The sequence below is a fragment of the Streptomyces sp. NPDC002787 genome, from assembly GCF_053592095.1.
Map to the genome: position 1 here is coordinate 106,840 of NZ_JBSFVC010000019.1, position 12,672 is coordinate 119,511.

11 protein-coding genes are annotated in these 12,672 nt (G+C 69.7%); 9 read left to right on the top strand and 2 right to left on the bottom strand.

Going from position 1 to position 12,672, the window contains the following annotated elements:
• Positions 1 to 231: 231 nt before the first annotated feature.
• The 7 genes from ACWD26_RS26245 to ACWD26_RS26275 all read left to right on the top strand — a co-directional run bounded on the left by ACWD26_RS26245 (position 232) and on the right by ACWD26_RS26275 (position 6,563).
• Entirely contained in the window at positions 232 to 1,296 is a 1,065-nt protein-coding gene (locus ACWD26_RS26245) for an ABC transporter substrate-binding protein (protein ID WP_451274074.1), read from the top strand.
• Complete coding sequence (locus ACWD26_RS26250) at positions 1,293 to 2,150, top strand: ABC transporter permease (RefSeq protein ID WP_451274076.1); 858 nt, start codon at positions 1,293 to 1,295, stop codon at positions 2,148 to 2,150. The genes ACWD26_RS26245 and ACWD26_RS26250 overlap by 4 nt, the downstream gene beginning before the upstream one ends.
• The gene (locus ACWD26_RS26255; protein ID WP_451274078.1) at positions 2,126 to 2,968 is read left to right on the top strand and encodes an ABC transporter ATP-binding protein; all 843 of its coding nucleotides are present in this window, start codon (positions 2,126 to 2,128) and stop codon (positions 2,966 to 2,968) included. Before ACWD26_RS26250 ends, ACWD26_RS26255 begins: the two co-directional genes overlap by 25 nt.
• Positions 2,965 to 4,398 carry an LLM class flavin-dependent oxidoreductase gene (locus ACWD26_RS26260; protein ID WP_451274080.1) on the top strand — a complete coding sequence of 478 codons (1,434 nt, stop codon included), beginning with the start codon at positions 2,965 to 2,967 and terminating at the stop codon, positions 4,396 to 4,398. The genes ACWD26_RS26255 and ACWD26_RS26260 overlap by 4 nt, the downstream gene beginning before the upstream one ends.
• An 11-nt stretch (positions 4,399 to 4,409) precedes the next feature.
• Positions 4,410 to 5,300, top strand: a complete 891-nt coding sequence (locus tag ACWD26_RS26265) for a TauD/TfdA dioxygenase family protein (protein WP_451274082.1) — start codon at positions 4,410 to 4,412, stop codon at positions 5,298 to 5,300.
• Between the two features lie 176 nt (positions 5,301 to 5,476).
• Positions 5,477 to 6,118 (top strand): superoxide dismutase, encoded by a 642-nt coding sequence (locus tag ACWD26_RS26270; protein WP_451274084.1) that lies wholly within the window; start codon positions 5,477 to 5,479, stop codon positions 6,116 to 6,118.
• A 229-nt stretch (positions 6,119 to 6,347) separates the two neighbouring features.
• Positions 6,348 to 6,563, top strand: a complete 216-nt coding sequence (locus ACWD26_RS26275) for a hypothetical protein (RefSeq protein WP_451274086.1) — start codon at positions 6,348 to 6,350, stop codon at positions 6,561 to 6,563.
• Between the two features lie 9 nt (positions 6,564 to 6,572).
• Here ACWD26_RS26275 and ACWD26_RS26280 read toward each other — a convergent pair whose 3' ends face one another.
• Positions 6,573 to 7,235: a mycothiol-dependent nitroreductase Rv2466c family protein gene (locus tag ACWD26_RS26280; RefSeq protein WP_451274088.1), complete on the bottom strand. Its 663-nt coding sequence runs from the start codon at positions 7,233 to 7,235 to the stop codon at positions 6,573 to 6,575.
• 145 nt (positions 7,236 to 7,380) lie between these two features.
• Between ACWD26_RS26280 and pepN the strand changes: the two genes are divergently transcribed.
• The gene (gene pepN / locus ACWD26_RS26285; RefSeq protein ID WP_451274090.1) at positions 7,381 to 9,957 is read left to right on the top strand and encodes an aminopeptidase N; all 2,577 of its coding nucleotides are present in this window, start codon (positions 7,381 to 7,383) and stop codon (positions 9,955 to 9,957) included.
• 299 nt (positions 9,958 to 10,256) lie between these two features.
• The gene (locus tag ACWD26_RS26290) at positions 10,257 to 11,318 is read left to right on the top strand and encodes a hypothetical protein (protein WP_451274092.1); all 1,062 of its coding nucleotides are present in this window, start codon (positions 10,257 to 10,259) and stop codon (positions 11,316 to 11,318) included.
• Between the two features lie 166 nt (positions 11,319 to 11,484).
• Here ACWD26_RS26290 and ACWD26_RS26295 read toward each other — a convergent pair whose 3' ends face one another.
• Positions 11,485 to 12,636 carry a serine hydrolase domain-containing protein gene (locus ACWD26_RS26295; RefSeq protein ID WP_451274094.1) on the bottom strand — a complete coding sequence of 384 codons (1,152 nt, stop codon included), beginning with the start codon at positions 12,634 to 12,636 and terminating at the stop codon, positions 11,485 to 11,487.
• Between the last annotated feature and the right edge of the window lie 36 nt (positions 12,637 to 12,672).

Here is a 12,672-nt window from a genome sequence, read left to right on the forward strand (position 1 = left end):
CCGACGCGGCGCTTCTTCCTGCGTGAATCTCCCTTCCGCAGCTTCTTTCCGTCCACTTCCACGGAACTTTTTCCGCGCGCGGTTTCGCGCGTAATTCCGTACGCGATTCCGTAAGCGGTTCCGTGCACGATTCCGTAAGCGGTTCCGTGCACGATTCCGTACGCGGTTCCGTGCACGATTCCGTACGCGATTCCGTGCGCCTTCCCGCCGTTTTCCTCAGGGGGTTCTCCCATGCCATCGTCCGCCGCGCCCGGTCTCGACCGGCGGCTCTTCCTCACCTCTCTCCTGGGCGTCACGGCCGCCGCTGCCGGTTTGAGCGGCTGCGCCGACAGCAGCGCGGCGACCGCACGGACGGCCGCGGACGCGCCACTGCCCACCAAGATCCCCTCGGGCGCGAGCCTGAAGATCGCCTCGTTCCAGAATCAGCAGGAGTTGCAGCTCAAGCTGGCGAAACTCGAAGATCTTCCTTTCAAGGTGAGCAGTTGGGTGAACATCGGCGCCGGCCCCGATGTCATCAACGCGTTCCGGGCGGGTTCGCTGGACGTCGCCAACAACGCGGGAATCCCGCCCATCCAGGCGTATTACCAGGGATACGACGCGAAGATCGTCGCGATCAACATCACCCGTAAGCCAAACTATCTCTTCGCGACCAAGCCCGGGAGCGACATCACCTCGGTCGAGGATTTCCGGGGGAAGAAGCTCGCTTTCTCCCAGGGGCAGGCGCAGGGCGTCGTACTTCTGCGGGCGTTGAAGAAGGCGGGGCTCGCCCACGACGAGGTCGAACTCGTCCCGCTGACCAGCAACCAGTTCCTGACGGCCCTGCAGTCGGGCCAGGTGGACGTCGCGCCGCTCGGCAACCAGCAGGCGCCCGCCTATCTGCAGCAGTACGGAGCCAAGGGCGCCCGCACGATCACCACCGACGTGGTGGACCTGCTCAATCTGCTGTGGGCGCCGACCTCCGTGCTGAACGACTCGGCGAAGGTGGCCGCGGTCGCCGCGTACATCCCGTACTGGGCGAAGGGCGCGGTCTGGCAGTACGAGAACCCGGACATCTGGAACGAGGAGTTCTACGTGAAGACCCAGAACCTGTCCCTCGCCCAGGCGGAGTCGATCAGCGATCTTGCCAACAAGCCGCTGCTCCCGCCGAGTTGGGACGAGGCGATCGAGTGGGAGCAGGAGACCGCGGATCTGCTGGCGGAGGGCGGCTTCGTGAAGAAGTTCGACGTCGGCGTGCTCTTCGATCGCCGCTTCGAGGGGATCGCGGCGAAGGCCGTGACCGTGGAGTACCGGAAGTGAGCGCCGTGACCACGAGTGCCGCCCCGGTCGCCACGACCGCCGTCGGCGTCACCGGGAAGATGTCCCAGGTCCGCAGGCGCCGACGGCTCTCCCCCGGCAGGAGGCTGCCCGCCTCGCGGCTCGTCGGTCCGGTGTTGTTCCTCACCCTGTGGGCGGTCGCCTCCGCCGCCGGGCAACTGGACCCGGCCGCGATGCCGGCGCCCTGGACGGTGCTGGAGGCCGGCATCCGGCTGTGGACCGAGGGGACACTGACGACCGACATCGTGGCCTCGCTGCAGCGAGCCGGGTCCGGATTAGCGATCGGGCTGACCGCCGGTGTCGTACTCGCCCTGGCCTCCGGGCTCAGCCGGGTCGGCGAGGCGCTGATCGACGGAACCGTGCAGCTCAACCGGGCCATCCCGACCCTGGGTCTGATCCCCCTGTTCATCCTCTGGCTGGGCATCGGCGAGACCTTCAAGATCGCGATCATCGCCATCGTCGTCTACATCCCGATCTACCTCAACACCCATGCCGCGCTCGCAGGGATCGACAGCCGCTTCGTCGAACTCGCCGAGGTGCAGGGCCCGTCGAGGCTGGAGTTCGTCCGGCGGATCGTCATCCCCGGCGCGCTGCCCGGCTTCTTCGTGGGCCTGCGGCTCGGGGTGACCGGCTCCTGGCTCGGCCTGGTCGTCCTGGAGCAGATCAACGCCACCAACGGACTCGGCTACATGATGTTCCAGGCCCAGAACTACGGCCAGAGCGACGTCATCCTCGTCGGCCTGGTCGTCTACGGGATCTTCGGTCTGGTCTCCGACAGCGCGGGCCGTCTCATCGAACGGAGGGTGCTGTCATGGCGACGCACGCTGAGCGGCTGACGACCACCGGGCGGGCGACCGCCCCCGAGCGGCAGAGCACCCCCGAGCCGCCGACGGCCACGCCGACGATCACGGCCACAGCGACGGCCACGGCCACCACCACGGCCGCCCGGCCCGCCGTACAACTCCGGGAGCTCACCCGGTCGTTCGACGGGCGCAAGATCCTCGACGGTGTCGATCTCGACATCCCGGCCGGACAGTTCGTCGCGCTGCTCGGGCACAGCGGCTCCGGCAAGAGCACACTGCTGCGGGCGGTGGCCGGGCTCGACCACGAGGTGGCGGGCAGCGGTCGGCTCACCGCGCCGAGCAGGGTGTCCGTCGTCTTCCAGGACTCCCGGCTGCTGCCCTGGCGCCGGGTCCTCGACAACGTGCTGCTCGGCACGGAGGGCAAGGAGGCCGCCGACAAGGGCCGCGCGGCACTCGCCGAGGTGGGCCTGAAGGGCCGTGAGCGCGCCTGGCCGAACGAGCTCTCCGGCGGTGAGGCCCAGCGCACGACACTCGCCCGCTCCCTCGTCCGGGAGCCCGAACTGCTCCTCGCCGACGAGCCGTTCGGCGCCCTCGACGCGCTCACCCGGATCCGGATGCACTCCCTGCTGAGGCAGCTGTGGGAACACCACAGGCCCTCCGTCCTGCTCGTCACCCACGACGTGGACGAGGCGATCGTGCTCGCCGACCGGGTGCTCGTGCTCGAACAGGGCCGTATCGGCCTCGACCTGACCATCGACCGCCCGCACCCGCGCTCGTACCGGGACCCCCTGCTGGGCGAGTACCGCGAGCGGCTGCTGGCAGCGCTCGGCGTGACGGAGGACCACCAGTGACGACAAGACAGCCGACGAGGCAGCTGCACCTCAACGCCTTCCTGATGAACACCGGCCACCACGAGGCCTCCTGGCGGCTGCCGGAGTCCGACCCGTACGCGCACGTCGAGCTGGACCACTACGTACGGCTGGCGCGGACCGCGGAGCGGGGTACGTTCGACTCGCTCTTCCTGGCCGACGGGCCTCAGCTGTGGGGCAGTGTGGGCCAGCGTCCGGCGGGCGCCCTTGAGCCGCTCACCCTGCTGACCGCGCTGGCGACGGCCACCGAGCACATCGGACTGGTCGCCACCGCCTCCACCTCGTACAACTCCCCGTACAACCTGGCCCGCAAGTTCGCCTCGCTCGACATCATCAGCGGCGGCCGGGCCGGCTGGAACATCGTCACCACCGCCGGTGCCGAGGCCGCCCGCAACTTCGGTCTCGACGCCGAGCCCGCGCACGCCCAGCGGTACGCGCGGGCCGCCGAGTTCGTCGAGGTGGCCCTGAAGCTCTGGGACAGCTGGGAGGACGACGCGATCGTCGCCGACAAGGAGACCGGTGTCTGGGGCGACGACACGAAGATCCATCCGCCCCGGCACAAGGGGACGTACTTCAGTGTCGAGGGGCCGCTCAACGTCCCTCGTACGCCGCAGGGGTACCCGCTGCTCGTACAGGCGGGGTCCAGCGAGGACGGCAAGGCGTTCGCGGCGCGGTACGCGGAGGCCGTGTTCACCGCGCAGCAGACCATCGAGGACGCGCGGGCCTTCTACGCCGACCTCAAGTCCCGTACGGTCGCGGCCGGCCGGGACCCCGAGCACATCAAGGTGCTGCCCGGGATCGTCCCCGTGCTCGGGTCGACTCAGGCCGAGGCGCGGGCGGCCGAGCGGGCCCTGGAGGAGCACATCGTGCACCGGCACGGGGTGGCGAACCTGGAGCGGCTCCTTCAACTCCCCCTCGGATCACTGGACCTGGACGCACCGCTGCCCGCCGATCTGCCGCCCGAGAGCGCCGTCGAGGGTGCCAAGAGCCGGTACACGCTCGTCGTGGGGCTGGCCCGCCGCGAACGGCTCACCGTGCGGCAGCTGATCGGGCGGCTGGGCGGCGGACGAGGGCATCTCACCTTCGCCGGGACGCCCGAGCAGGTCGCCGACAAGATCGAGAGCTGGTTCACGCGGGGGGCCGCCGACGGCTTCAACATCATGCCCGCGGTCCTGCCGTCCGGCCTCGACGCCTTCGTCGACCACGTCGTCCCGATCCTGCGCACCCGGGGCCTGCTCCGCACGGAGTACGGCCCGCGCCGGACCCTGCGGGAGCGGTACGGCCTCCCACGCCCCGCGAACCAGCACGTCAGCGCATCAGCACCCGCGCCATCCGTACCCGTACCCGTACCCGCACCCGCACCCGCACCCGCACCCGCACCCGCACCCGCACCCGCACCGACCCTCGTCTGAAAGGACCGCGCATGTCCATCGAGATCCAGAAGGTCACCGCCCGCATCGGCGCCCGTGTCGCCGGCGTCGACATCTCCCGGCCCCTCGACAAGGAGACGGTCGCCGCCGTCCGCGAGGCCCTCAACGTCCACAAGGCCCTCGTGTTCGACGAGGTGAACCTCGACGACGCGAGCCATCAGGCCTTCGTCCGCCACTTCGGCGACATCACCACCGCCCATCCCACCGTGCCCGCTGTCGAGGGGGCCGCGAACGTCCTGCCCGTGGACAGCGAGCGGGGCCGCGCCAACCACTGGCACACCGACGTCACGTTCGTCCTCAACCCGCCGCAGGCCACCACCCTGCGCAGCATCACGATCCCGCCGTACGGCGGCGAGACCCTGATCGCGAACGCGGCGGCGGCCTACCGCGACCTGCCCGAGCCGCTGCGGCGGCTGGCCGACGGTCTGTGGGCGGAGCACACCAACGACTACGACTACGCCGTGCCCGACGAGGAGATCGACGCGGAGCGGGCCGAGCAGCGCGCCCAGTTCACCTCGATCAAGTACCGCACGGTCCACCCCGTGGTCCGCGTCCACCCCCTGACCGGTGAACGGGGGCTGTTCATCGGCGGGTTCGCGCAGCGGATCGTGGGGCTGTCCGCGGGCGAGTCCCGCAAGGTCCTCGATCTGCTCCAGTCGTACGTGACCCGGCCGGAGAACGTGCTGCGCTGGCGCTGGTCCGAGAATCAGCTGGTCGTCTTCGACAACCGCATCACCCAGCACTACGCCATCGACAACTACGACGGGCTGCCGCGCCGGCTGCACCGGGTGACCCTCGCCGGTGACGTACCGGTGGGCATCGAGGGCAAGGAGAGCTACTCGATCGAGGGGGACGCGACGCACTACACGGCGGTAGCGGCGTAGCCACAGCCGGTGCGCGTCGCACGCCGACGCGTCGCCGATGACGCAGGGCCTCGCGCGGAGGACGGACGGTCGGTTCGCGCGAGGGCCCTTTCGCATGTCCGGGCATGCCATCCCAGTCTCTTGCTGCTAGCGTGCACTTGCAAGTAATTTGCAATAAGAGGGCGGAGGGGACCCCCATGCCCGTCTACACGCTGCCCGAACTGCCGTACGACTACTCCGCGCTCGCTCCCGTGATCAGCCCCGAGATCATCGAGCTGCACCACGACAAGCACCACGCGGCGTACGTCAAAGGGGCCAACGACACGCTGGAGCAGCTGGCCGAGGCGCGGGACAAGGAGACCTGGGGGGCGATCAACGGTCTGGAGAAGAACCTGGCCTTCCATCTCTCCGGGCACATCCTGCACTCGATCTACTGGCAGAACATGACCGGTGACGGCGGGGGCGAGCCGCTGGAGAAGGACGGCGTGGGCGAGCTGGCGGACGCGATCGCCGAGTCGTTCGGCTCCTTCGCCGCGTTCAAGGCCCAGCTGACCAAGGCGTCCGCCACCACCCAGGGCTCCGGCTGGGGCGTCCTCGCCTACGAACCGCTCAGCGGGCGCCTCATCGTCGAGCAGGTCTACGACCACCAGGGCAACGTCGGCCAGGGCTCCATCCCGATCCTCGTCTTCGACGCCTGGGAGCACGCCTTCTACCTCCAGTACAAGAACCAGAAGGTCGACTTCATCGAGGCGATGTGGGCCGTCGTCAACTGGCAGGACGTGGCCCGGCGTCACCAGGCCGCCAAGTCCCGGGCGGACGTGCTGCTGCTCAGCCCCTGAGGCAGTACCGAAGATGTCCTGCTCGTGATCGTCTTCTCACCCTTCACCGGGCAGGCGGAAAAAGGAAGAACCCCCGCGAGGACGTGACTCGCGGGGGTTCTCGCCTTACCTGGTTGCCGGAAAACGCCACGGCGGGACGCATTCCGGTCTGACGCTTTCCCGAACTTTCGCCCTATGCTCCCGTTTTCCGGCCGGATTCCCGATCCGGCCGACCGGACCGGGAGGTCGTATGCCGAGTTACAAGCACTGCCCCCCTTGCGGAGGAAGCAAGCCCCTGCCGTTCCACGAGGTCGACAAGGAAGTGCAGGAGCACCTGAGGTCCCTGGGGAAGAACCCGGCCGGCTGGTGGCGCTGCGGCAACCATGGCGAGAAGGGCCGCTGCCTGTTCGTCCAGCCGTACGGCAACCAGAGCGAGGGGTTCTCCCTCCCCGAGTCCTTCAGGTGAGCCGGGCCGTCAGACCAGGTTGCTGAAGTCCGGGCCCTGGGTGCGGGAGCGCTTGAGTTCGTAGAAGCCGGGGACCGAGGCCACGAGGAGGGTGCCGTCCCAGAGCCTGGCGGCTTCCTCGCCCTGGGGGGCGGGGGTGACGACGGGGCCGAAGAAGGCGATCTGCTCGCCGTCGGCGCCGGGGACGGCGATGACGGGGGTGCCGACGTCCTGGCCGACCTTGTCGATGCCCTCCTTGTGGGAGGCGCGCAGTTCGGCCTCGTACGGGGTGGAGTCCCAGTGGTCCATGAGGGACTCGGGCAGGCCGACGTCCTTCAGGGCGGCGGCGACCGTCTCCTTCTCCGGGCCCTCGCCCTGGTTGTGGAAGCGCGTGCCGAGCGCGGTGTAGAGGTCGCCGAGCACCTCGGCACCGTGCTCCTGCTGGGCGGCTATGACGACCCGTACCGGACCCCAGGCCTTCTTCTCCAGCAGCTCGCGGTACTCCTCGGGCAGCTCGTCGATCTTGGGCTCGTTCAGCACGGCGAGGCTCATCAGGTGCCAGCGGACCTCGATGTCCCGGACCTTCTCCACCTCCAGGACCCACCGCGAGGTCATCCAGGCCCAGGGGCACAGGGGGTCGAACCAGAAGTCGACGGGGGTCTTGCCGGAGGTCTGCGAGGACTGCTCGGACATGGTTCTCCTCAGGAGGCGGTGGTGCGCGACGGGTTTACAGGGCAACAACGCGGCAACACCGAGGACCGACCCGGCCATTCCCGTGGCGCATGGCAGGATCGGGCCTGTCCGCATACTGAACACCGCCCCCGAGGGAGTGCCGCCCGTGCCCGGTGAGAATCTGTCCCGCGACGAGGCCCAGGAGCGGGCCGCGCTGCTGTCCGTCGACGGGTACGAGGTGTCGCTCGACCTGCGGTCCGCCGTCGGCGACTCCGGTGACGAGCCGCGCACCTTCCGGTCGGTGACGACGATCCGTTTCCGGTGCGCCGACCCGGGCGCCACCAGCTTCGCCGATCTGATCGCGCCGAGTGTGACGGCCGTCTCCCTCAACGGCAAGGATCTCGACCCGCGCGAGGTCTTCGACGGCTCCCGGATCGTTCTCGACGACCTGGCCGCCGAGAACGAGCTGGTGGTCGACGCCCGGTGCGCCTACTCCCGCACCGGCGAGGGCATGCACCGCTTCGTCGACCCCGAGGACGGCGAGGTCTACCTCTACACCCAGTACGAGCCCGCCGACTCCCGCCGGGTCTTCGCGAACTTCGAGCAGCCCGACCTCAAGGCCCCCTTCCGCTTCGAGGTGCGGGCGCCGGAGGGATGGGTCGTGTGGAGCAACGGCGTCGGTGAGCGGACGGACGGGGTGTGGCGGTTCGCCGAGACCAAGCCGATCTCGACGTACATCACGGCGATCGTCGCGGGCCCGTACCACTACGTCAGGGACACCTACGAGCGGGTCTTCGAGGACGGTACGCGGCTGGAGATCCCGCTCGGCGCGATGTGCCGCAAGGGTCTCGCCCCCTACTTCGACTCCGACGACGTCTTCCTGATCACCAAGCAGGGCCTGGACTTCTTCCACGACCACTTCGACTACCCGTACCCGTTCGGGAAGTACGACCAGGCGTTCGTGCCCGAGTACAACCTCGGCGCGATGGAGAACCCCGGGCTGGTCACCTTCCGCGAGGAGTTCATCTTCCGCGGCAAGGTCACGCAAGCGTCGTACGAGCGGCGGGCCAACGTCATCCTGCACGAGATGGCGCACATGTGGTTCGGCGACCTCGTGACCATGGTGTGGTGGGACGACCTGTGGCTGAAGGAGTCGTTCGCCGACTTCATGGGCTCGTTCTCGATGGTCGAGGCGACCCGCTTCACCAACGGCTGGGTCACCTTCGCCAACAACCGCAAGTCCTGGGCGTACCGCGCCGACCAGCTGCCCTCCACCCACCCGATCACGGCCGACATCCGTGACCTGGAGGACGCCAAGCTCAACTTCGACGGCATCACCTACGCCAAGGGCGCGTCCGTGCTGAAGCAGCTCGTGGCGTACGTGGGGCGCGACGCCTTCCTGGAGGGGGCCCGGCGCTACTTCAAGCGGAACGCGTACGGCAACACGAAGCTGGGTGACCTGCTGTCGGTCCTTGAGGAGACCAGCGGGCGCGACATGGCTTCCTGGTCGCGGGCGTGGCTGCAGACGGCGGGGGTGAACTCCCTCACTCCGCAGGTGCTTCTCGACGCCGAGGGCCGGATCGACGAGCTGGCGGTGGTGCAGGAGGCGGCGGAGTCGCACCCCGAGCTGCGACCGCACCGTGTGGCGATCGGCCTCTACCGGCGTACGGGCGAGGGCGCGGTGGAGCGGTACGCCCGCGCCGAGGTGGATGTCGACGGGCCGCGTACGGTCGTGACCGAGCTGGCCGGGGCCGAGGCGCCCGAGCTGGTGCTCGTCAACGACGACGACCTCACGTACTGCAAGATCCGGTTCGACGCGGCCTCGCTGGACGCGCTGCGGTCCGGGCTCGGGGACGTCTCCGACCCGCTGGCGCGGGCGCTGTGCTGGTCGGCGCTGTGGAACCTGACCCGGGACGCGCTGCTGCCCGCGCGGGACTTCGTCGACCTGGTGCTGCGGTTCGCCGGGCGGGAGTCCGACATCGGGGTGCTGCAGATGCTGCACGCGTGGGCGAACTCGGCGCTCACCCACTACGCGGCGCCGGAGTGGCGGGAGACGGGTGGCCGGCTGCTGGCGGAGGGGGCGCTGCGTGAGCTGCGGGCTGCCGAGGCGGGCAGTCAGCATCAGCTGACGTGGGCCCGTTTCTTCGCGTCGGTGGCGTCGAGCGACGCCGATCTGGCCGTGCTGCGGGGGTTGTTGGACGGGACCGAGAAGGTCGACGGGCTGGATGTCGACCAGGAGCTGCGGTGGGCGTTCCTGGAGCCGCTGGTGACGTACGGGGTCGCCGACGAGGGTGTGCTGGCCGCGGAGCTGGCGCGTGACGACACGGCCTCCGGGAAGCGGCATCAGGTGCGGTGCCTGGCGGCGCGGCCGTCGGCCGCGGTGAAGGCGCAGGCCTGGGCCTCGGTCGTGGAGTCGGACACGCTGTCCAACGCGTTGGTGGAGGCGACGATCACGGGGTTCGCGCGGCCGTCCCAGCGCGAGCTGGTGGCGCCGTACGCCGACAGGTACTTCGAGGTGATCGAGCGGGTGTGGGCCGAGCGGTCCATCCAGATCGGGATGGACGTGGTGCGGGGGCTGTTCCCGTCGCTCCAGGACTCCCAGGGGACGTTGGACGCGACGGACGCGTGGCTGACCTCGCACGCGGGGGCGGCGCCGGCCCTGCGGAGGCTGGTGCTGGAGGCGCGGGACGATCTGGCCCGTGGGTTGCGGGGGCAGGCGTGTGACGGCGCCGCAGGGCGATAAGTGCCGCTGAGCTCTTGTGCGTTGCGCACCCGGCGCTGCCGCTGGGCGGGGGTCGGGTGCGCTCACCGGCGCTTGCCGGGTGCCCGCAGCCAAGCAGGCGGGCCGACCGGCCGGCACAGACGAGCCGGGTTCGGGGTTACTGAATTCGGGTAATCGGAGCCGTAACCTTTTCTGATCCCCATCCGGACCAGCGGGTATCGGCAGTCGAACGCACGTACTTTAGTGTGGTCTTGTCCGGATTTGTCGACGAGTGTGTAACAAGGGTTCATGGACGGCGCCGGAGCGGGAACCTCCGGGACATGACCCACAACACCCCGCTCTCCCCCCGCCCCCTCCGTCGCCACTCGGACGTCACGCGCCGGGTGCTGACGGCCGCGCAGCTGCGCGCGCAGGGTGTCACCACCGCCGAGACCAACGAGCAGTGCCGGCCCGGCGGCCCCTGGCAGCAGATCCTGCCGGGTGTGTTCCTGCTGCACCCCGGCCCGCCCACCTCCGAGGAGCGGCTGCACGCGGTCCTGTCGTACGCGGCCCGCTCCCCGTTCCGCGAGGCGCACGCCGCGGTCGCCGGCGTCCCCGCGCAGCCGCAAGCCGACGAGCCCCGCCCGGCCCCCCGCTACACGGACGCGGTGATCACGGGCCTGGCCGCCCTCACCCTGCACGGGTTCTCGTCCGCTCCCCCGCTCCCCTCCCTCGACACGATCGACGTCCTGGTCCCCCGCATGCGCCGACTGCGGACCGCCGGGTGCGTGCGGATCGTCCGTACCGCCGCCATGCCGACCCCGTCGTACGTGACCGGCCTGCCCGTCGCCCCCGTGCCGCGCGCGCTGGCCGACGCGGTGGCGGAACTCGTGGACGGGGCCGCCGTGCGCCGGCTGCTGACGGAGGCGGTACGCGGCGGCCACACCGAACCGGCGGCGGTCGTACGGGAGTTGACGCAGGCGCGGCTGCTGAGCCGTCCACATGTCGTCGACGCGGTGGAGTCACTGCTCGCCGAGGGGCGGGCGATCGCGGAGGACCACCTGTACCGGATGGTCCGCGAGTACGCCCTGCCCGACCCGGTCTGGAACGTCGACCTCCGCCTCCCCGGCGGCCCCCACCTCGGCGGCCTCGACGCGTACTGGCCGGAGCAGGCCGTCGCGGTCGAGCTCGACACCCGGGCCCCGCGCCAGGAGGACGACGCGCTGTGGTCCGAGTACGCCCGCAAGCGCGAGATGTTGGAGCGGCTCGGCATCACCGTCGTCCACCTCACCCCCAAGAAGCTGCGTGACTCGCTGGAGCAGCAGGCGGCCGTCGTCCGCACCGCCTTGATGGCGTCGTGCGACCGGGATCCGGCGGCTTATGTGGTGGTACTCCCACGGTGACCGGGTAGCCGACCGGGAAGGCCGGCGACCGGCAGGAGGGGAGAGGAGGGGCCGTCGAGCGTTCGGCGGCTCCTCCTCCTACGTTCCCACCGAAGTGCGCTGCCCGCCTGAGGCCCCGCCTCCGTGCGGTGCTGTTCCTACTTCCTACTTCTTATTATTTTATTTCTTACTTCTTACAGAATTCCGCCTCCACGATCGCATCGCTGTCGCCGGTCCAGTCGCTGTTGAAGTTGAAGGCGAGGGAGTGGCTGCCGTCGGACGTGGTGACGGCCTCCGAGGCCGAGCCGTGGATGCCGCCGCCGTGGCCCCAGACGGTGACGCCGCAGCTGAGCTTCCGTTCGATGAGGCCCAGGCCGTAGCCGGCGCCGGGGATCTCGTCGACCTTGATCGTGGTCTTCATCTCGGTGAGCTGCTTCGGCGGGAGGAGCCTGCCCTTGAGCAGTGCCGAGTAGAAGCGGTTGAGGTCGCCTGAGTCGGAGATCATCTCGCCCGCCGAGTAGGCCAGGGACGGGTTCAGCTCCGTGACGTCGTACGTCGGGCCCGTCGTCGTCTCGGCCAGCTTGCCGTATGCGCGGCTGCTCGGCTTCGGGACCTTCGGGTAGGTGCCGGGGACGAGGGTGGCGCGCAGGCCGAGGGGCTCGATGACGCGGGCGCGGACCTCGTCGCCGTACGGGTTGCCCGTGGCCTTCTCGATCACCATGCCGGCCAGGACGTAGTTGGTGTTCGAGTAGTTCCAGTCGGTACCTGGGGCGAAGTCCGGCTTGTGCCTCATGGCGATCGCCACGAGTTGTTCCGGTGACATCGTGTCGTAGCGGTGCTTGAAGAAGCCGTCCTTCAGGAAGTACGTGCGGCCGAACTCCTCGTCGGCCGTGACGCTGAAGATCCCGCTGGTGTGGTTGAGGAGCTGGCGGAGCGTCACCTCGCGTCCGTCGTGGCCCTCGCCGCGCACCAGGCCCGGCAGCCACTTGTCGACCTTGTCGTCCAGGGAGAGCCTGCCCTCCGCCTCCAGCTGGAGCAGGACCGTCGACACGAAGGTCTTCGTGATGCTGCCGACGCGGTAACGGTCGTGGGCGGAGCGCGGCTTGTCCGTCCTGAGGTCGCCGACGCCCGAAGTGGCCTTCCAGACCCCGTGCTTGTCCTTGGCCTGCAGGGCCACGCCGACGACGCCGTCCTTTACCACCGCGTCCATGGCCTCCCGGGTCGGACCGTGGTCGGTTCTGACGGACGCCGGCGAGGCCACCGCCGGCGCGGCGAGCGCCACCGCCGCGGCCATCGCGGTCGCCGCCACCAGAGCCGTGCGCACCGTGCGTGCTGACATGTGATATCCCCCTTCGCACCGACATTCTCGGCGGCT

What these genes read in the sequence shown, in the direction of transcription:
- ACWD26_RS26245 (WP_451274074.1), top strand. Translation starts at nt 232, where the DNA reads ATGCCATCGTCCGCCGCGCCCGGTCTCGACCGGCGGCTCTTCCTCACC.
- ACWD26_RS26255 (WP_451274078.1), top strand. Translation starts at nt 2,126, where the DNA reads ATGGCGACGCACGCTGAGCGGCTGACGACCACCGGGCGGGCGACCGCC.
- ACWD26_RS26265 (WP_451274082.1), top strand. Translation starts at nt 4,410, where the DNA reads ATGTCCATCGAGATCCAGAAGGTCACCGCCCGCATCGGCGCCCGTGTC.
- ACWD26_RS26270 (WP_451274084.1), top strand. Translation starts at nt 5,477, where the DNA reads ATGCCCGTCTACACGCTGCCCGAACTGCCGTACGACTACTCCGCGCTC.
- ACWD26_RS26275 (WP_451274086.1), top strand. Translation starts at nt 6,348, where the DNA reads ATGCCGAGTTACAAGCACTGCCCCCCTTGCGGAGGAAGCAAGCCCCTG.
- ACWD26_RS26280 (WP_451274088.1), bottom strand. Translation starts at nt 7,235, where the DNA reads ATGTCCGAGCAGTCCTCGCAGACCTCCGGCAAGACCCCCGTCGACTTC.
- ACWD26_RS26290 (WP_451274092.1), top strand. Translation starts at nt 10,257, where the DNA reads ATGACCCACAACACCCCGCTCTCCCCCCGCCCCCTCCGTCGCCACTCG.
- ACWD26_RS26295 (WP_451274094.1), bottom strand. Translation starts at nt 12,636, where the DNA reads ATGTCAGCACGCACGGTGCGCACGGCTCTGGTGGCGGCGACCGCGATG.